Source organism: Bradyrhizobium sp. ISRA430, from assembly GCF_029909975.1.
Classification (GTDB): domain Bacteria; phylum Pseudomonadota; class Alphaproteobacteria; order Rhizobiales; family Xanthobacteraceae; genus Bradyrhizobium.
Genome location: NZ_CP094516.1, coordinates 7,214,482 through 7,233,253, shown reverse-complemented (window position 1 = coordinate 7,233,253; position 18,772 = coordinate 7,214,482). Strand labels below are relative to the sequence as shown.

The following is an 18,772-nucleotide window of genomic DNA, read 5'->3' as shown; positions in this document are numbered from 1 at the left end:
CATCCGCGTCGATGGCCGCCGCCGCGATGCCGCTTGCGGAGCTCGAGCGATGGCTCCAGGCTCGCCTCGATCAGCATCCTGCCGCCACCAGTCTCCCTATGCTCGACGGCTACATCGCCGCGATCGTGGCCGGACCGGTGTCGATGAGCCCGCTCGACTGGATCTGCCCGCTGCTCGCCATCGACGCCGATGCTTTCAACCACGGCGGCACCCCGGAGTTCGCCGCGATCTCCGCCGTCGCGCTGCGCCATAACGAGATCAGCCAGATCCTTTCGACCACGCCTGGCCAGTTTGCCCCGATGCACCGGCGCAAAATCAATGGCGACGTCGATCCGCGTCCCTGGTGCCAGGGTTTTTATGGCGCGATGCGGCTCAGGCTGTCGGCGTGGGCGCCGTTGCTGGACACCAGCAATGTCAATCACGGCCTGCTTCTGCCCATTCTGTTGCACTGTCGCGACGATCAGGGGCAGCCGATGCTCGGATCCCCCCGAAGCGGCCGCGAGACCGCCGACTTTCTGCGTAACGCCTACGCCGATATCCCAGCGGTCGTCGAGGCCATGCGTCAATACTGGATGCCGATCCGCTACCCACACGCCCGCTGATCTCCGCAGACGTGGGAGCTCATGCCGGTTACGTTAGACCGCATGGTCAATCTGGAATCGCGGCTTGAACCTGTTTTCTTCTGCGGTTGCTGGGGGTATGTGGGCACGCGATTGCGTTGTCGAAGCGTCACGGGCTCAGGCCTTTTCGGGCGGATTGCCAAGTTCGGCGCAGGCTCTCGTCGGTGAAGTCGGGCCGATGGGCATTGTGGACGAGGCGATCGAGCACGGCGTCGGCACAGGTGGGATCAGAGAAGCTCGCTGGTCACAATGGTGGAACGGTGACCGTCGCGATCTTCGAGGATTGCCAGGAGGTCATGACGGCGCCTGCATCCAGCGGCTCGAGCCCTCAATCATCGAGGATCAGCAGATCGACACGGCAGGATCACTGTCGCCACATACGTCATCCGTAACCGGTATGAGGTCCCACGTCTGCGGTGATCAGCGGGCGCGTGGGTAGCGGATCGGCATCCAGTATTGGCGCATGGCCTCGACGGCCGCTGGAATATCAGCGTGGGCGTTGCGCAGAAAGCCCCGAGTCTCGCGGCCGCTTGTTGGCGGTCCGAGGAGCGGACGGCCTTGATCGTCGCGACAGTGCAGCGGGATGGGTAGAAGCAGGCCATGATTGACGTTGCTGGCGTCCAGCAACGGCGCCCACGCCGACAGCTTGAGCCGCATCGCGGCGTAGAATCCCTGACACCAGGGTCGCGGATCGACGTCGCTATTGGGTTTGCGCCGGTGCATCGGCGCGAACTGATCGGGCGCGGTCGAGAGGGTGCTGCTAATGTCGTTATGGCGCAGCGCAACGGCGGAGATCGCCGCGAACTCCGGAGTGCCGCCGTGGTTGAAAGCATCGGCATCGATGGCGAGCAGCGGGCAGATCCAGTCGAGTGGGCTCATCGACACTGGTCCAGCCACGATCGCGGCGACGTAGCCGTCGAGCATGGGGAGACTGGTGGCGGCAGGATGCTGATCGAGGCGAGCCTGGAGCCATCGCTCGAGTTCCGCAAGCGGCATCGCGGCGGCCATCGACTACGATGTTTTATGGCGACGTGGGCTCATGCGGCAGCTTGTGCAACGCGCTCGCGGGCCGCCTTCCAATTCCAGGCAAGCAGCTCGTGCAGCTGATGGCTCTTGGTTCGCCCTGAGACGATGCGTTCCAGCACGTCGTTCAGATAGGCCTGCGGATCGAGCTCATGGAGTTTTGCCGTGTTCACGAGCGACGCCAGGATTGCCCAGCTCTCAGCACCGCCTTCGCTACCGCTGAACAATGAGTTGCGTCTCCCCATGGCAATCGGGCGCATGGAACGCTCGACCGTATTGCTGTCGACCTCGACGCGGCCGTCGCGGAGAAACAGCGTCAACCCGTCCCAGTGATTGAGCGTGTAGTTGATCGCCTCCGTCAGCTTCGGCTGCGAGAAGAGCTGGTCGACCATGGCGGTCAGTCGCGCCTTGAGCGCTGCCATCAACGGTGCGCTCCTAGTGCGGCGGGCGGCCAGCCGCTGCTCGGCGCTGCTGCCGCGGATCTCCGCCTCGAGCGCATAGACCGCCTGCAGGCGTTCGATCACCTCGCGCGCGAATGGCGACTGCATCATCTTGTAGACCTCGACGAATTTGCGTCGGGCATGGGCGAGACAAAAAGCAAGCTAGATCGCGCCACCATGGCCGCGGGCGAGCGCCTTGTAGGCGGCATAACCATCCACCTGCAGAATGCCGGAAAAACCCGTCAATTGTCCGGCGATCTCCTCGGTGGCGAACACGTAGGCGACCGCCGGCGGCGAAGGGCCACCCCATGGCCGGTCATCCATGGCATGCGCCCAGAACTGGCAGATGCGGGTGCGATGTCGTCCGAGATCGAGCACGGGCATCGGGGTCTCGTCGCAGAACACGCGCGACGCGGCCTGAATTGTGCGCAGTTGGAGCTCATAGAGGCTCTTGAGCCACCAGGCTGCACGCTTCACCCAGCCGGCAAGCGTCGCCCGGTCGAGATGGACGCCCTGGCCGGCCAGAATCTGCACCTGCCGATACAGCGGCAAATACCAGGCGAACTTCGAGACCACCACGTGGCTCACGAGCGCGGTCGAGGCCATGCCGCTCTCGATCAGGCGCGGCAACGCCTTCACCTGGACCACGCCATCGGTGCAGCTGCGGCAGCCATATTTGGGACGGATCGTGCGCAGCACCCGCAAGATCGCCGGGATCACGTCCAGCACCTCGCTGACGTCCTCGCCGATCTTGCGAAGCTGACCCTGGCAGCACGGGCAGGCCGTCGCCTCCGGCTCCAGCACCTGCTCGCAGCGCGGCAGGTGCTTGGGCAGGCGCCGATGTTGCGGCGCGCCTTCTTGCGCACCTTGCCGGGCGGCTTCGCCGCAGGCACATCGTCGTTGGCCTGCACAGGCAACGTGGCGTCGGTCTCGAGATCGCTCAGCTCGAGCGCGAGCTGCTCGTCCACGAGCACCGCAAGTCGCTCCGAGCGCTTCCCGAAGATCATCTCCTTGAGCGTCTGCATCGCTCAGCTTCTCGTTCTCGGCGCCAAGCGCGAGCACCATCTCGGTCAGAGCTGACGGATCGGTCGGGAGAGCGTCGGGGCGAATCGCCATGATCGAACGATACATGCGCGCGCTACACGCTCCAGCAAAATCCTCACCTCTCAGCCGACAACGGCCGGCTGCTTCACAGGCTTGGGTGAGACACGCGTCCACTCAAGCCCGTCGAGCAGCATCGCGAGCTGCGTCGCACTTAGATGCACCACGCCGTCGCGGATCGGCGGCCAGGTGAAACGCCCTTGGTGCAGCCACTTCGTCACCAGCACCATGCCGCTGCCGTTCCACGCCAGAAGCTTCACTCTATCCATGCGTTTGCTGCGGAACACGAAGACGTCGCCGCAGTACGGGTTCGCACGCAGCGCTTCGTTCACCAGCGCCGACATCTGTGGACGCCCCCGTGAGCGCAAGAGGAATCTTTCGTGAGGCGCTGCGCGTAGTCGGGTGCTGACATCTGTCCGGCCTCTGATGCGACCGGTCATGCGTCGCGGGCCCGTATGGGAGTTCGCGGATCGGGGCCAAATCACAGAAACGTGCTCGAACTCGGAGGCACTGTGGGAGGAGCTGGCTTTTCCGATCCCGTCTCATCGACTGTTGCGCCGTACCTTCCGTTGACCTTCCTACACCCTCGACGACCTCTGGCCGGTCGACTATGTCGACGCGACCGGAGCTTGGTAGAGCCCGCCCTTCGCCAAAAGAGCCCAGGCGATGCGGGCCATCTTGTTGGCGAGAGCGACGATCACGAGCATAGACGGCTTGCGGGAGAGCATCCGCGCCAGCCACGATCCTTGGGGAGTGCCGTGGCGGCGAGCGTGCCGCACGACGGCACAAGCTCCGATGATGAGCAAGCGCCGCAACGTCCGCTCACCCATCTTCGACGTTGCGCCAAGTTTTTGCTTTCCGCCGGTCGAGTTCTCTTTCGGCGTGAGCCCAAGCCAGGCAGCGAAGTCGCGGCCTTTTTTAAAGGTCGTGGCCGCAGGGGCCAGAGCGACAAATGCGGTCGCTGTTATCGAACCCACACCGGGAATAGTTACCAGCCGCCGCGCGGTTTTGTCTTCCCGGGCACGGCGTGCGATCTCGGCGTCAAGATGCTTGATCCTGTGATGCAGCGAGCGCAGCAGGTCAATAAGCACCTCGAGCGCTACTCGGGCAGCTTCTGGCAAATCGCTTGTCGGATCTGCCGCCAGCTCAATGAGCTTGACCATGTGAGAGGGCCCCCGAGGAACGACCATGCCGTATTCGGCGAGGTGGGCACGCAGGGCGTTGATCACCTGGGTGCGCTGTCGCACCAGAAGATCGCGCGCCCGAAACACGACCGCGGCGGCCTGTTGCTCCCTGCTCTTAACGGCAACAAAGCGCATCGTCGGCCGTTGGGCGGCCTCACAGATCGCCTCGGCATCAGCGGCGTCGTTCTTCTGCCGTTTCACAAAGGGCTTCACATAAGCTGGCGGAATGAGACGAACCGTGTGGCCGAGCTTGCCGATCTCGCGCGACCAACGATGCGCGCTGGCACAGGCTTCCATCGCGACCAGGCACGCTGGCTGCTTGGCGAAGAACTCCAGCACCTTGTGACGCCGCAAGCGCTTGCTGAAAACAGTGGCGCCTGCAGCATCCGCTCCGTGCGCCTGAAATACGTTCTTCGCCAAATCCAGTCCGATCGTGCTAACTTCCATGGCGGACGCTCCTTCTCTGCGGTGGGCTGTTCAACACCCACCATCTTGGCACATTGATGCCGTCGAGGGGGGCGTCCACACCATCACAGAATTGACAGCGTCACGTGCTTGCGCTTGAGCTCGCGGTGCACCGCCGCCCCGTCGGGCTCGGCAATGCGGCGGTGACCCTGCCGGTTGCCGTTGCCGGTCTTGGCGAACAGGCGGGCCTCCAGGGCCGCGTCCGTGAGTTCGTCGGGCAACGGCCAGCTCAGGCCTGCGGCCTCGAACCGCCGGATGGTCAACCGCACTGTCGAGGGCGCCGCGCCCATCCGCCGCGCAATTTCGCGGCTCGGCAGCCCAGCCGCCTTCATCCTGATCACATCGCGCACACGGCGCATCGCAAGCCTCTCCGTCGGCATCCATGGTCCCCCTTCGCAAGCCGAAAGGGTTGCCCTATGGGAGCCAGAAGAGGCTTCGTCACCCGAGGCGACATCATCCGGGATTGGTGGGCGACATCATCTCGGAACGGGTGGGCGACTTCAAATCGGAATGGTGGGCGAGATCATCTCGGAATGCTGGGCGACATCGAGCGGAATCCGCAGAAGTCGATCTGGCTTGCTCTCGTCTCGAGCTTCACGAGAATTGATGCGGCCCACCAGAACAGGTCGGTGCACGTTGCAGGGGGGCCGCGTTAGAGCATCAGCATCGGGAGTGCCGCCACCATTCATTGAGTCTGCTGAATTGAGAAGGCCGCATGAAGACGTATCACGTCTTCACGAGGTGGGTTGCCCAGCAGCCCGGAAGCTGCGCGATTGTTACCCAAAGGCAAGGAACCAAAATATGTGCGGGATCTGTGGATGGATTGACTTCGATCGTGATCTTGGAGATCCGTCTGCGAGACGGGAGCTTGCCGACATGACGGCCAGCATGGCCAACCGCGGCCCGGACGACGAGGGAACCTGGATCGACGGACCCGCCGCACTAGGGCACCGCCGCCTAGCCATCCTCGACATGCAGGGCGGTCGGCAGCCGATGAAGCTCCAGGAGGGCGGTCGAACAACGCTGGTGCTCATCTACTGCGGCGAGACTTACAACTACCGTGAGCTGCGTCAGCGGCTAGTCGAGCTAGGCCATCAGTTTGACACGAGCAGCGACACCGAGGTGGTGCTGCACGCCCACCGCGAATGGGGCTACGCCGACCCGCGGAGGGCTGTAAGTGAACTCAACGGGATGTTCGCGTACGGACTGTGGGATACCGCCAAGCGCGAACTGCTTCTCATACGAGACCGCCTCGGCATCAAGCCGCTTTATTACTACCCCACCAAGCACGGAGTTCTGTTCGGCTCCGAGCCAAAGGCAATCCTCGCCAATAGTCTCGCAGAGCGGGTCATGGACGCCGACGGGCTTCGTCGCACGCTATGCTCTGTCGCCGACCCGTATAACACCGTCTTCCGAGGCATGCATGAAGTGCGGCCAGGCAATATCGTCCGCGTAACCCGCGAAGGCATCCAACAGACGAGCTACTGGCAGCTTACCGACACGGATCACACGGACGACCTACCCACCACCATCCGGCACGTCCGCTATCTGCTCGAGGATACCATCCAGCGGCAGCTCAACGCTGAAGTGCCGCTGTGCACACTCTTGTCGGGCGGGCTTGACTCGTCGGCTGTGACCGCACTGGCGGCACGGTTCAGCGACAAACAGGTACGGTCCTTCGCCGTTGACTTCGTGGGCTATACCGAGAACTTTATCCCCGGCCCCATGTGTGCTACCCCCGACGGCCCTTACGTGCAGGAGGTCGCGCGGTTCGTTGGTACAGACCACACGGACGTGACGCTGTCCGCGGACGAGCTCATGGACCGGGATGTGCGGACCAGCATCCTCCACGCTCGCGACCTGCCGTTTACCTCGGCCGACACCGAGAAATCGTGGTATCTGCTGTTTCGGGCAATCCGGCAGCACTCGACAGTGGCTCTTTCCGGAGAGTCGGCAGATGAACTCTTCGGCGGCTACTCATGGTTCCACGATCCCGCGCATATTAAGGCCGACACGTTTCCTTGGTCAATCGCCAAAATCGATACGGCGCGGCAGTCCCTAGACCTTGGACTCATCGAGAAGCTCGACTTCCCCGGCTACCTTCACGAACAGTACCGGAGGGCACTTGCGGAAGTACCCGTCCTGACCGGGCCCGCCTCGGCTGATCCGCACGAACGTCGCATGCGCGAGGTCTGTTATCTCTTTCTCACGCGCTTTCTGCCGAAGCTGCTCGACGTCGATGATCGGCTGAGCATGGCGTCAGGTGTCGAGCTGCGGGTCCCGTACTGTGACCACCGGCTCGTTGAGTACGTCTTCGGCGCCCCCTGGGCCCACAAGACATTCGACGGTCGCGAGAAGAGCCTGCTGCGTGCCGCCACGGCGGACCTGCTGCCGCACATGGTGGTGCAGCGAGTTAAGAGCATTTTCCCACCTATCCAGGATCCATCCTACGATAGAATGTTGCACACTCGGTTCACCGCGCTCCTAAATGATCGTAATGCCAAAGTTGCACCACTACTATCCGTCGAGCGCTCCCGCGCATTGCTCAACGCGGGGGACAAAGTCAGGTGGGTGGAGTGTATCCTGAATCTCCAAGATTTCCTGGCCGACTATGAAGTGAGCCTCACCGTCTGAATAGGTACGCCTTCTCCAGTGTCAAACAGAGGAGCCGGTCATACTAGTCAGTTTAGGCCGGCGAGCCGATCGATCCGCATGCCAGGGGGCAGTCGTCGCTCGACACTCCAATCCGCCGCTGCGGCTGGCTGCATTGGGCCGCAGTTCTCTCGAGATTGTCGCGGCGGCTCGACCGAGAACGCGCCCTATCTCCCGGGTGAAATGGCCCCGCATCTTGAGAGCACCTCTTCGACTGGGCGATGGTAATGGCGCTCGCCCAGACCGTGCCAATCGCCGCCTTCGAATGCTGATCGCAACCTCCAACTCCATAGTGTTGCGACGACCGCCTGAACAGTGCACAAGCGAGCAGTTCCAGCGCCTGATGGCCGACCACGGCATCGTCTGCAGCATGAGCCGTTCGGCAACCTCAGGGACACTGCGGCGATAGAGAGCTTCTTCTCGTCGCTCAAGACCGAACGTACTGAGAGCAAAACCTATAGGACCAGAGACGAGGCGCGAGCCGACGTGTTCGACTACATCGAGAGATCTTACAACACGACCCGCAGCCATTCGCCCATCGGCTGTCTCCCCGGCTCAATTCGAGCGCAAGGGTGGGATGAGCTTAATCGGGTGCCCATCAAACCGGCGGCAGCTCACAGCTGACCTACAACCTGCAGGACCGCAATGACAATCATTCAAGAGACAAACTGTTGAGAGTCTCGTGTAACAAATGAAACAACCTTTACTCCTCGTTGTTCGGCCAGCCGTACCACGCTTTGCCACCATTCGCTGCTAAGATGACATTGCCGATCGGATTGCTCAGCCGGCAATCGGAATCACTCGAGATGAAGATGCTCCATTCGCCGCTCTCGATCGGTCCCTTGTTCGCCCTTACGCCTAGCGACTCCACCGCAGTCGCTTATCGCGAGTACAGCGTTGAGCCGAATCTTCCGCAGTTCAGCCGTCGCTTGCGAATTCGATGAATCGCAGGTTGCTACTGTACCCTCACGTCTTTTGCATGTTCCACATCGGTATGAGACTTGGCGTGCTTAAGAGGCCGGTCAACGTGCTGCGACGCAAAATTGGAGTCGCAAATTGACCTAGCATCACGCAGCCAACAAAATCCCACCAGATACCTTGCATCTTCCGGGCTAGCGCCTGACGCTCCTCCAGCGTGGCATCCGCCCATTTGGCCCGCAAGGTCTCATATTCGCGGTTTGTCGGCCAGCCAACCCAAGCCTTGTCGCCGTTCGCGGCCAAGGCATTGTTAATGAGAGGATTGGAGTCGGCGTATGCGGAACTAGCGGAGATAAAGATGCTCCACCCACCACTCTCGACAGGACCTTTGTTTGCGCTACGCGCTTGTACGTCTGCCCAGCTACCCGGTGCCAATTGGGCATTTATACCAATCTTGCGCAGTTCCGCAGCGACAAGCTGCGCACATTCGCTTATCCATTTGATGGGCGTCGGCTGAAGGATGACAATCTTTTCGCCGGAGTAACCAGCTTCGTTGAAGAGCTGCCTGGCTTTCTCGGGATCACCACCCTGCTTGTACCATCCTGTATTAACGTCGTTAGTGTAGGGCGAACTGATCCCAAACAAGGAGGTAAGAGGGTGGACGTACTCCGGTATGGGGCTCAGGAGAGACAAGAACGACCGTTGATCTACCAGATGGAGCATCGCTTGCCGCGCCTTCACGTTGTCGAACGGCCTTTGCAGAAAGTTCAACCGCATGTAACAATCAAGCCCGCCCTTATTCATAACCTCCAGTTTGAGATTGCGATCGTTTCGAATGGTAGAGAGTAGATCGAGCGGCGGAGCTCCGAGAAAATCCACTTCACCGGCTTGTATCGCAGCGAAAGCAGTCTGCTGATCAGAAATCTGCTCCCAGACGACACGATCCACCTTGGCGACTTTCCCGCCGGCAAGCCCGTCTGCGGGCTCGTTGCGCGGAATATATTTCTCGTTGCGGTCGTACGTGAAGCTTGCACCAGGTTTGGCTAGATAGTCGTTGAACTTGAACGGGCCCGATCCGATATTCGCAGTCACTTGCTCAGAAGCCGGGCGATCCGCGTCTTTCTCTCGCATGATGAACAGGCACGGCGTTGCAACGCTTGCCAGAAGATCAGGAAGAAGCCCCAACGGCTCCTTGAGCGCGATCGTGAAGATCTTGTCACCCTTCTTTGAGATGTCCTTCGACCGCTCCATGATCAACTGTCCGCCGGGCGCTGCCTGGGCCCAGCGGCGGATCGAGGCAACACAGTCCGACGCAGTAACAGGAGTGCCATCGTGCCAGCCCAAGCCGTCCCGAAGCTCGAATATATAGGTCTTCCTATCATCCGAAACGTCCCACTTCCCCACCATCTGAGGCTGCGCAACGAGCTTGGAATCTGGTGAGAACAGCATATCGTAAATCGCCAGAGCATGAGCGCCAGTCGAATAAGTCGTCGAAGTGATCGGATCGAAGCTTCCGAGTTCGCCCATTACCATCCGAGCGGTACGCGCGACATTTGGTGCGGTTTGTGCTCGCAAGACGCGCGGAAGTGACAGGGCCGTTCCGGCGGCAACGCCCGCCTTCATGAGGTCACGTCGAGAAATTGCCATCCTTCAGTTTCCCGTTGTTAGAGCTATTCGTGAGGCTGATCCACCACCCGTTTTGATACCGAGGGATTTGGCGGTCGGTGGGTATCTCGCAACGACGCGATGCCTTTAGGATCTCTTCCTGCGTCTCGGGAGAAGGGAGCCGGCAAGATTAGCCTTCAGCCCCCTTTTGGTAAGCTTCGCCTTTCCTCCCAGTCAGCAACACTATATTGTGGTGCGGTCTATGCAGTTTTTGGGCTAGTTTGCCAAATCGGTGCAGGATGGCGCAATTGATGCGACGATCTTGCAGACTTCCGGTGTTTGCCGCGCAGGTCGGCGGACATGGAGTCGCCGGCTTAGGATCTGGTTATCGGCCCAACGACCCAAGAAAACGCGAGTCCGCTAGCTCAGCATCAGCAACTAGCACGTTCTGCAAAAAGGGAAGTCATGCAACTTGGTGCAGGGCGAACTTTTTGTGCTCGCGTAGGTCGGGCATGTCGATGTAGCGGTTTGGTAAAGACGGCCCGCTCGGCTTTGGCGGCGGCGTCAAATAGCGCCTGAAGGGCTTGGGCTCGTTTAGGCGCTGCAAGTCGGAGAAGAACAGCAGCTTGCCACCGTCGAATGCATTTTTCAGGAGCTCCAGGAATAGGCGTGGGAGCACGCGGACCAGCAAGAGGAAGCCCGGCTCGCAGGCGATCCATCGTAAGCGGCGAGCTGAGGCCGTCAGGCTGACGTGGTTCCATGACATGCGCCGATTTCGCTGCTCAGCCAGCCGCTGGCGATACGCTGAAGTGTTAAGGCAACAAGCGAACGGGTCGACGTTGTTTCATTTTCGCCGTCTTCAGCAGTGTTGTGATGGTTGCCCAGGTTCGTCCGCCGCCGTGGTTGCCCGCGAACAGGCTGTTCTTTCTGTTCCTCGCCTGATGGTGCGTTCGACGGTGTTAGACTCGAGCTTGATGCGATCATTGGTGAGGACTCGTTCGAAGATGGGCACGGCGCGAGACCGCACAGCGGTCGCTTCAGCGAGTTTTGATTCGCCCGAGATGCGCCGCAAGTCTGCTGCCAGAGTCCGAAGAGATCTGCGACGACCGCCGCGGATGCCTGCTGGAGCGCGGCAACGCGAGCGCTGGGGCTTTGACCGCGCACGACCAGAGCCATCCGCCCGATCGACGCCCTTGCCACTTCCGAGATTTCTCAACATGGAGCTTGTAGAACTTGCGTCTGGTGTGTGACCAGCAGCCTGCTAATGACGCCATCACTCCCGCGATCGCATCGCGCGAGCTTGATATAGGCGGCATATCCCATCATTTGCAGGATGCCGCGATAACGATTGAGGTGCCGGACCCCGCATTTGCCTGAGCGGCCGTCTTCGAAGCGCAATAAGCCACCATCGGGAGACCGCTGCGGTCAAACGTTCGGTCATCCCGGGCATGTGCAATGAGTAGGCCGTCTTCGTCGATCCGGAGCCCGGAGCGTCGGCAAAGTGGCTTCCTCGGCAAAAGACCCGGTCGGCCTTCTTGATCTCGCCGAAGATGTAGTCGGCCACGACTCAAGCTCGAAGCCAAGCTTGCCCATGCATTGCGCCATCAGCTGGCGGTCGAGCTCGACGATAGATGCGGTGCAAAGCCCTTGCGCCACGCGGTGCACGTTTGCCGTCCGCTTGCGCCCGGCCCTTGCTGAACTGGGCCTTGATCGCGGCGATGCCGATCTCGATGTCCTCGAAGACGAGGCCTGCTGTTCATCCTCGCCAGTCGCCGAGCCGAGCTTTTCAGATCGTCGGCCGAACCGGGCGCGGTCGAAAGCCTTTCTGCCTCAGCCGCTCGATGCGCGCATCCGGCATCGGCATTGCGGGCCTTGCGATCGGCGACCTCGCTCTCCAGAGCATCGGCGCGGGCATGTTCCGTAACTGTCCGCGTACCATGTGGTTTGCATACCCATCCGCAGGCTTCCAGTGCTCCACGTCACTTTTTCTCGCAATTCCCTGACGTCTCGGCTATCGTCCGTCGCTTCTTCCAACCATTCCGGTCCGACAGGAATGTCGAGCAACACATGGCCACGGCGTGCGGAAAACTGTATTACCGCGAAATCCATGTGCTTGGTGTAGAATTGGCAAAGCGAGGACCGGATACCAACGAGTTCGTAACGAGGATGACGCGTTCGATCTGCTGAGGTCGATCCTCCGTTTGGCGGCTTTGAGGAGCGCGGTGAGCGCCTGACGCATCCAACGACAGGTGGCCAGGCTTTGTAAGTAATTCCAGCAAGCATCCATCGCGAGCCAAACTCGCCGAGCAAAGCATCAGAGTCGAAAGACTCTGTACCACACAATTTGATCAGGTTGCGATCGCCGTCAAAGATTGCAGCAACGCCGGCCGCACCCTCCCCCGCCGAAGCCGCGTGCCCCGTGTGCGCTCGCAACGCGACCACCAACCTTTTGGCCTGCAGTTGCAGACTGAAGGAGTTTGGAACCGGTCGCCTTGCCCGCCACTGCTACACCGAGAGCGGCAACAAAAACGGCCGCACCAAAGTGGTGGCCGACCGGCAACGTCTCATCAAGGTCCATGCAGCTCTCAAGTCGCCCGTTTGCACATAACGCTCCCGCAAGGTTTATGCGCTGTTTTCGCTCCACGACAGACGCGGCATCGCCATCCTCCAAGAAGTCAGCCATGCCATCGATCGGCGCCACATGCGTACGCCTAGCCGATAGGATGCAGCCAACAGAATCCAGCAAACGACGGCAAGCTTCAGCTTTTATTTTACTTGGCACGATAGACCAATCGAGAGTTGAAGCGAAGCGCGCAACAGCGCGGGTTGAATCTTTACAGCTTTCTGTCATCAAATACTCCGTGATGAATGAGCGGCGGCACTGAGCTTAGTTCCCGACAAAAGCCAATGCGCAGTTCGTCTTTGCCATCGAAGGTAATGAGTCTGCCGTCCTCGGCGATCGCGATTGGCTCCAACGTAGTGCGGCCAACCAGCGTGTCGCCTAGCCAAACTGCACTTGCGAGATAAGGGGCGGCTATACGTAGCCGAGCGCGGAGGCCAGCTTCAGCATCAGCGGTCGTCACGCGTAGAACACGGCCCGATTCATTGCAGAAGACCGCATCCTGCTCACCCTTGCAAATTGGCGTTCCCGCGGTAATTGTTATGAACCCTTCGGACTCCAGATCGGCTGCCATCGTCTCCATAGCAACTGCGGCAGCGATTTCCGCAACGGCCATCCGGGGAAAAATAGCGTTATGGAGTACAGCCACTGCAGCTCCAGTCCGCTTGTAATGACGGACCACCTGGGCAACATCTGGTCGGTTGACAACGCGGACGGTGTTGCTGACGCCCATCTGTCCTTTGATATCCACGCAGATGATTCCGCAGTCCGCTTGCGGGCTCTCACCTGTAACCGCTATGGCCACTTCACTTGCTGAGGCTCCAGCCCGCATCCGTGCAAGCGCGTCGGCATTCATCGGCTTGCCGTTACTTCCTATTGTGCTCGGACTGCGGTGGCCCGTCACAAGGCCGACAGCCGGATCAATGGGGATGAACCTGGTGAGATCTCCTGGGCGGTCCGGACCGGACGAAATTACCGCCGCCAATTTGGCGCCAGCGAACTCAGGCCAGGGCTCGACGCCTGTGGTCTCACCTTCGGTGAAAGCAGTCGCGGCACCGCCTCGTTGTGTCACTGCAAAGATGGGGCGACCATCATCAGTAATGGCGGCGAACGTCGCAAAGCCCCCGATGGAGCCCGTGCCAATTTTCTCTGCAACACGCAGTGCGCGATAGACGGCAAGGCCGGCCATTGGTCCGAACGCTCCGATTCCAATCGTCATCCCACGTTTCTCCAAGCATTCAGTTCAAGTCCTGCAGCTTTGCGACAATTGCAGCAAGCCCGGCGTTCAGTATTCGCGCCCGGCCTGCCAATGCTTCCAAGCCATCCTTGCCATGGCGCCGATTCCACGAAACGGCTCCGGCGGAATCCAGCTGGGGCCGGTTAGCGTAAGTCGATCAGCCAACAACGGAGACTGAGATCCACAAGCCATTTCTGCGAGCAGCTTTCCATGAATGCTGCCCCTCAAGACCCCAGCGCCTTGACAGCCAACGGAGACGTAAAGTCCCGGCTTCAGTTCACCGAAATAGTTTCCGCCATTAGAGGTGACAGCCACCCCTCCGGCCCAAACGTATTCCAACTCGTAAGAACGCAAGCCCGGAAATCGGCGTCGATACAACGACGTCAAAGTCGCGCGCACCTTCTCAAGGTCGCTCTCCCTTTCATAAGAATGACCACTGCGTATCAGGAAGCGTCGCTTCCATTTTCTCAAAGTGGTTCCCATAGGCGTTGGTGGGAGTACGCCCCATTCGGGTAAATGGCCCAGCTTCGCGAGTTCATTGTTGTCCAACTCGGGGGTAAGCGCACCATAGGTGTAAACGAAGACCATTCGATCTATAGAAAGACCTAAAGCCCTCGCATGCGCATTGTTCGCGATGAATACTTTGTCGGCCACAAACTCTGCCCGAGGCGTCCGCACTGTGAACGGGCCCAATCCCTCCACAGCCTCGACCTCCGTATGTTCGAGCACGGTGACATTGGAAGGAAGCGTGTCAGCGAGACCTCGGATAAGCGCCGCCGGTTGTACAAAAGCGCGCGTTAGCGTCTCATAGCCGTATTGGTAATAGTCAGTCCCAAGAAGAGCTCTAAGTCCCTGGGCATCATGCTCCAAGTATTTTAGATTCCTCTTTTCCAAAGCTTGTCGTGAGCGCAAGAGCCTGAGCTCTCCTTGGCGAGTAGCAGCAGCAACTATGCGTGGGGCCTTCTCATCCCAATCGCAATCAACCTTATGCTCCTCAACAACAGTCCGTAGCCACTCGAGCCCGGCGAGCACGATACGCGTTTTTCGATTTGCATCATCCTCTGCTGAGCCGTACGCATTTGGACGCGGCTCGATCGCCGATGGCGACAAGAAACCCGAGTTTCGCGCCGATGAGCCTTCTCCGATCTCCGACGACTCGATGACAATAATATCCTTTTCCGGCATCAATTCAGCCAAACGACGGGCCGCCGCCAGTCCTGTGTACCCGGCCCCGACAACGATCGCATGATATCTCCTCTCTTTTGGGAGCTGTTCGTGGGGGACTCGCCGCGGCAGTAGCGCATTCCATCCCGACCCCACTGTGTACCGTGGGGCGGTTTTCGAATCAGTCATTCCGCTTCTCCTAGTCGTTTGTTGGCGCGCCACTTTTTGCGCTTCCAGAGACGGCGCGGGCTAACGAACCGCTCACAATTTCAATTGACAACTCTCCGCAAGAGCCTGCTCGTGACACGCCTGATAATACTAGGCGACTGGGAAACCATTATTATTCGCCAAGCTTAATGAGCGCCTGAGCCGGATTTGCGTGATGTTGGGCCATTCCTTGCCGAAATCCTGCGAAGGATGGGCAGCAAGCAAAGCTTTCATACGCAGCACGAGCTTGCGCTTAAAGGCACGAGAGGTGATATGAAATTTGGAACATCAACCTGAGCCGACCAAGGACCGAGGAGGGTTTGGCGCAAGCACCTATTCGGGCATGCTCCGCCATCACTCTCGTTTCCTATCGTCATGTGACACTTCGCCGGGCCACCGATCCCGATAACGGCGCAGCAGTGCCCGGCATCTGGAGACAAAGCTCACCAAGGCCGAACGCTGCGGCGGCGAGGCTACCGAAATCATGAAATGCGGTGCCGCGAAGTCGAACCCTTAGTCGTCCGGTGGTGACGGTCCACGCCGAGACAGGCGTCCGCCGAGCCATTCGATTGCAGAGATACGCACCGCCCCTCGCGTCAATCAGAGCGAGCCGCTCCAACAAACTTGAGTGCGCCTTCGGTCCGCGCAGCACTCTTAAAGTTGGCAATCTATCTCCGTCAGCGGCGCTCACATTCCTGGCGATCCGGCACTCAATTAGAGTATCATCGGAGATAGCAGATCTTTACCTCGCCGCCCTGTTCTGCGTTTGCCCTCTCGATAGCTCCACGAAACCGCGAAAGGACGCATATTTTTCTGCGCCATTAGCTAGTGTTTGCAGGAATCACTCTCCAAGAGAGGAAATACTGCGTAAGAGAGCGCCGGAGGCCACTTAGGATGGACTGGGTGCAATATTTCCGAGCGGAGAAGGACGGATGCTGAGGAGCGCGAAGGAAGTCTGGGACCGGGTCGACGCACATAAATCGAAATTCTTTGAGCTGAGCGACAGGATTTGGGACCACCCCGAGCTAAACTATACGGAGTTTTTTGCCTCAAAAGAGCACAGCGGGATGCTCGCCTCCGAGGGTTTCTCGGTGAAGGAAGCGTTGGCGGAAATACCGACAGCGATCATGGGAGAGGCTGGCGAGGGTGGTCCCGTCATTGCGATCCTCGGTGAGTACGATGCACTACCGGGCTTGAGCCAGGAGGCCGGCATTGCTGAAGAGCGTCCCCTGGTTCAGGGCGGTCTCGGACATGGTTGTGGCCATAATTTGCTCGGCTCGGCCTCTCTGTTGGCTGCGGTGGCGGTTAAGGATTGGCTGGCTCAGTCCGGGTTACCCGGTCGGGTGCGCTACTACGGCTGCCCTGCTGAGGAAGGCGGATCTTCCAAGAGCTTTCTGGTGCGCGCTGGCGCTTTCGATGACGCCGACGTTGCAATTTGCTGGCACCCTTCGGGCTTCACAGGCGTATTTCTCCCGATGTCACTCGCCTGCGCGGAGTTCGAATTCACCTTCCACGGCCGCGCCGCTCACGCTTCTGTGGCGCCTCACCTCGGACGCAGCGCGCTGGATGCCGTAGAGCTCATGAGCGTTGGCGTGAACTACATGCGTGAACACATGCCCTCGTCGGCTCGTATTCATTACGCTCTTGTCGAAGGCGGAGGTATTTCGCCAAACGTGGTGCAGCCACGGGCTGTTGTGCGCCACTTGGTCCGCGCGCTCAATCTGGGCGAAATGTGGGGACTGATCGAACGGGTCAAGAAGATCGCCGAGGGCGCGGCCCTGATGACTGAAACGAGGGTCGAGATAAAGCAGCTTTCTGGCGAGGCAAACCTGGTCGGAAACCGCCCGCTGGAAGAAGCCATGCACGCGAACTTGTTACAGTTGGGCGCGCCAGAATTTGACCGCACCGACAAGGAATTCGCCAAGAAAATTCAGGAAACCTTTGTGCCTTCCGATATTCGTGCCGCCTACGAGCGGGTTGGGCTGCCGGCTGACTCCGAGCCTTTTTGCGAGCAGATCTGCCCACTCAACGGCGGATCTTCGGATGCGCTCGGATCAACCGACGTGGGAACTGTGAGCTGGGTGGTCCCGACTGTGCAATGCCGTGCCACTTGCTTCGCAACCGGAACACCTTTCCATTCCTGGCAGCTCGTTGCTCAGGGTAAATCTCCAGCCGCTCATAAAGGCATTACGCTCGCAGCGAAGGCTATGGCGGGCGTCGCAGCCGACGTTCTGTCGGATCCAGCTCTTCTTTCGGCAGCAAAGGAGACGTTCAAGCGGTTTCGCTGTGAAAATCCTTTCATGAACCCGATCGGGCCCGATACAAAACCGCCTCTCGAAATGGCGAGTTAGCCTCGCTATTGTAATTTGGCCGATCTGGAAAGAGACTACAAAGCTACCAAGCCACCATCAGAAGAGTCACAGCGGTTGTGAGGAGCCGTCGACTGCACCCCGCTCCGATTCATGAGGTCGATCGCGCAGGAGTGCCGTCATTTCGACTACAAAGCTAATCAGTTGTTTGAGGAGTGCTACCGAAACGCGGAGGCGCGACGGCGATCAGGGACGTGGCGCGCCATGATGGGGCCGGTCATCGAAGCCGACAAACGTTTCTCTCGACAAAAGCCTCTCCGGAATAATGACCCTGAGTGCGGCAGGCGTACTTGGGTGTGGATAGCTGCCCACAATGCTCTGGTGAAGGCCGTCGGCGATCGGCCGTTCGGCCATTGACATGCCTTGAGCTAGATCGCACCGGGGCCCCAAAATGCCGGAGAGCTGGTTTTTCTAGACATTATCCAATCCGACCCATTGAAAATTGCGTGTGCCTTCAGGAAAATCGCCTAGGCACGTTTGCAACACGTCGTGTTGTCTTTAGGATGATTTCTTTTACCCCTGACCTCTTTTGCGGCGAGATCTACCTCAAGGGCTGGAGCCGATTATGCAGTACGATCGAATAGACGCTCGTATTCTTGAGATCGTCCAGAAAAACAATCGTCTAACTTCCGATGTTATCGGCGAGCTGGCCGGGCTTTCTGCCACCGCGTGTCAAAGGCGCCTGAAGAGGCTTCGTTCCGAAGGCATTATCGAAGCGGACGTCTCGATTGTCTCGCCGAAGGCAGTGGGAAACCCAATTCAAATGCTTGTGCTGGTGAGCCTGGAGCGGGAACGTTCAGACATAATTGACAGGTTCAAAAAGGCAATCAAATCGTCAGCCGAAGTCGTCAACGGATTTTACGTCACCGGCGATGCCGATTTCATTCTATACATCACCGCGCGTACCATGGAAGATTATGAGCAATTCACCCGACGATTTTTCTACGAGAATCCCGACATCAAGGGAGTCAAGACGATGGTGATTATGGATCGCGTAAAGGCTGGCTTCGCCGTGCCAATTGAGGCGCCGTCGGAAGATCGGTACAAATAGCGCGGTATCGCTGCGCGTATCGTCGCGCGCTCCCATTGTCTATTGGCAAGGAATGCGTCCAACCAATGCTATTGCCCCGCCACTCACGTTAGGCGAGGAGCGTCGTCTCTCGTCGG

The 18,772-nt window shown here is 59.6% G+C and carries 10 protein-coding genes and 7 pseudogenes; 5 read left to right on the top strand and 12 right to left on the bottom strand.

Translation table 11 applies throughout. The features are described 5' to 3' along the window. Positions 1-11: 11 nt before the first annotated feature. Entirely contained in the window at positions 12-602 is a 591-nt protein-coding gene (locus MTX21_RS34140; RefSeq protein ID WP_280968907.1) for a UPF0149 family protein, read from the top strand. Positions 603-729: 127 nt separating this feature from the next. Here the strand turns inward: MTX21_RS34140 and MTX21_RS34135 are convergent. The 6 genes and pseudogenes from MTX21_RS34135 to MTX21_RS34110 all read right to left on the bottom strand — a co-directional run. Next, positions 730-978, bottom strand: a pseudogene (locus tag MTX21_RS34135) (ATP-binding protein); the annotation flags it as partial. Between the two features lie 62 nt (positions 979-1,040). After that, a complete protein-coding gene (locus MTX21_RS34130; protein WP_280968906.1) occupies positions 1,041-1,628 on the bottom strand; it encodes a UPF0149 family protein in 588 nt (195 codons plus the stop codon). Positions 1,629-1,657: 29 nt separating this feature from the next. Further along, positions 1,658-3,199: pseudogene (locus tag MTX21_RS34125) on the bottom strand (IS66 family transposase). A gap of 50 nt (positions 3,200-3,249) precedes the next feature. Then, positions 3,250-3,528: an IS66 family insertion sequence element accessory protein TnpB gene (gene tnpB, locus MTX21_RS34120; protein WP_280968905.1), complete on the bottom strand. Its 279-nt coding sequence runs from the start codon at positions 3,526-3,528 to the stop codon at positions 3,250-3,252. A 264-nt stretch (positions 3,529-3,792) separates the two neighbouring features. Further along, positions 3,793-4,815 carry an IS110 family transposase gene (locus MTX21_RS34115; protein WP_280968904.1) on the bottom strand — a complete coding sequence of 341 codons (1,023 nt, stop codon included), beginning with the start codon at positions 4,813-4,815 and terminating at the stop codon, positions 3,793-3,795. An 86-nt stretch (positions 4,816-4,901) separates the two neighbouring features. Further along, positions 4,902-5,192 (bottom strand): annotated as a pseudogene (locus MTX21_RS34110) (helix-turn-helix domain-containing protein); the annotation flags it as partial. Between MTX21_RS34110 and asnB the strand changes: the two are divergent. After that, positions 5,089-7,467, top strand: coding sequence for an asparagine synthase (glutamine-hydrolyzing) (asnB, locus tag MTX21_RS34105; RefSeq protein WP_348637462.1), 2,379 nt, complete (start codon positions 5,089-5,091; stop codon positions 7,465-7,467). The pseudogene MTX21_RS34110 and the gene asnB overlap by 104 nt on opposite strands. Before the next feature lie 48 nt (positions 7,468-7,515). Here asnB and MTX21_RS34100 read toward each other — a convergent pair. Next, positions 7,516-7,758: pseudogene (locus MTX21_RS34100) on the bottom strand (hypothetical protein); the annotation flags it as partial. A 40-nt stretch (positions 7,759-7,798) separates the two neighbouring features. Here MTX21_RS34100 and MTX21_RS34095 point away from each other — a divergent pair. Next, positions 7,799-8,134: pseudogene (locus MTX21_RS34095) on the top strand (IS3 family transposase); the annotation flags it as partial. A 317-nt stretch (positions 8,135-8,451) separates the two neighbouring features. Here the strand turns inward: MTX21_RS34095 and MTX21_RS34090 are convergent. From MTX21_RS34090 to MTX21_RS34070, 5 genes and pseudogenes are all read right to left on the bottom strand, one after another. Further along, positions 8,452-10,050, bottom strand: a complete 1,599-nt coding sequence (locus MTX21_RS34090) for an ABC transporter substrate-binding protein (RefSeq protein ID WP_280968902.1) — start codon at positions 10,048-10,050, stop codon at positions 8,452-8,454. A 517-nt stretch (positions 10,051-10,567) separates the two neighbouring features. Then, positions 10,568-10,729, bottom strand: a pseudogene (locus MTX21_RS40165) (IS91 family transposase); the annotation flags it as partial. Positions 10,730-10,749: 20 nt separating this feature from the next. Further along, a pseudogene (locus MTX21_RS34080) lies at positions 10,750-11,927 on the bottom strand (transposase); the annotation flags it as partial. 915 nt (positions 11,928-12,842) lie between these two features. Further along, positions 12,843-13,847, bottom strand: a complete 1,005-nt coding sequence (locus MTX21_RS34075) for a hypothetical protein (protein WP_280968900.1) — start codon at positions 13,845-13,847, stop codon at positions 12,843-12,845. 66 nt (positions 13,848-13,913) lie between these two features. Beyond that, entirely contained in the window at positions 13,914-15,218 is a 1,305-nt protein-coding gene (locus MTX21_RS34070) for an FAD-binding oxidoreductase (RefSeq protein WP_280971330.1), read from the bottom strand. 950 nt (positions 15,219-16,168) lie between these two features. Here MTX21_RS34070 and MTX21_RS34065 point away from each other — a divergent pair. Next, positions 16,169-17,587 carry a M20 family metallopeptidase gene (locus MTX21_RS34065; protein WP_280968898.1) on the top strand — a complete coding sequence of 473 codons (1,419 nt, stop codon included), beginning with the start codon at positions 16,169-16,171 and terminating at the stop codon, positions 17,585-17,587. Positions 17,588-18,170: 583 nt separating this feature from the next. After that, positions 18,171-18,656, top strand: coding sequence for an Lrp/AsnC family transcriptional regulator (locus MTX21_RS34060; RefSeq protein WP_280968897.1), 486 nt, complete (start codon positions 18,171-18,173; stop codon positions 18,654-18,656). Positions 18,657-18,772: the final 116 nt, after the last annotated feature.